Genomic DNA, 1,043 nt, shown 5'->3' on the forward strand with positions numbered 1-1,043 from the left:
ACCGCCACCGGCTCCGCCTGGCGCACCACAACCGCCTCCGCCTGGGCCTCCTCCCGGTGGACCGGGCTTTGGGCCTCCGGGGAGGCCGCAACCAGGTGGGCCGGGGTTCGGTCCACCACCAGGTCCACCACCCGGAAGACCAGGCCCTGGAGGACCTCAATTTGGTCCGAGAGGGGGGCCACCACAGGGTGGACCTGGAGGGCCTGGACCTCACCAAAGACCTATGGGTGGGCCAGGTTTCGGCCCACAACCAGGTCCTGACCATGGAGGGCCTCGGTTCCAGCCAGGGCCAGCAGGAGGACCCCCGCAAGGGCCTCCTGCTGGCCCGAGAGGAGGGCCGCCACAAGGGGGGGCTGGGGGACCTGGACCTCAACAGCCACCCCACCAAGGACCTATGGGTGGACCGCCTCCACCGGGTGGGCCAAGCGGACCGCCCCCTGGAGGGCCTGGCGCACCTTAACGGCCAAAACAAAACGAGCCGCTTGTCATGGGGCTCATTGTTTATGGTTCCTTATGTCCTGCAGGACAACTTCACGAATAACGGCGGCTGATTATCACATGTCTGCCCCTCTGGTGGATTCCCAGAGAGGGACAAGGCTATGATAGGGGTAATCAGGCAGAAGCGTCGCCTGCCATCCTCTAGTTTAGTGTTGCATTCTTGGTGAACCTTAAGGTTAATGATGATAAAATAGCTCCATGTTGAGGGTATGAATGGAGTCGAGCCTTGCGAGTTGCGCCCACAGTCACTTTAACCAGCGAAGAGCGGTCCGAGTTGTCCCGTATAGTCGCCTCCCGATTAAGCAGTGTCCGCTTGTCATTACGGGCACGGATGATATTGCTGGCGGCAGAGGGCTTGCAGAACAAAGAAATTGCGGAGCGCCTGGGGGTGGATCGCCTGCAAGTCGCACGTTGGCGCAAGCGTTATCTGGAACACCGCTTGTCGGGCATTGAACGCGATTTACCGCGCGGCGCCCCTCCGGTGAAAATGGATGTGGCCCGTCTGGTAGAATTGACCACGCAGAGTAAGCCGGAAGCGATGACGC

General features: G+C 61.5%; 2 protein-coding genes. Both read left to right on the forward strand.

Features of this window, described 5'->3' with window-relative positions:
• Nucleotides 1-551 (forward strand): hypothetical protein (locus tag BLW97_RS18560; RefSeq protein ID WP_207650666.1); only part of this gene is annotated, 551 nt, incomplete at its 5' end.
• Between the two features lie 221 nt (nt 552-772).
• A partial coding sequence (locus BLW97_RS18565) for a helix-turn-helix domain-containing protein (protein WP_242947884.1) occupies nt 773-1,043 on the forward strand: 271 nt, incomplete at its 3' end.

The sequence above is a fragment of the Acidithiobacillus albertensis genome, from assembly GCF_001931655.1.
In the GTDB taxonomy this organism is placed as follows: Bacteria; Pseudomonadota; Gammaproteobacteria; order Acidithiobacillales; family Acidithiobacillaceae; genus Acidithiobacillus; species Acidithiobacillus thiooxidans.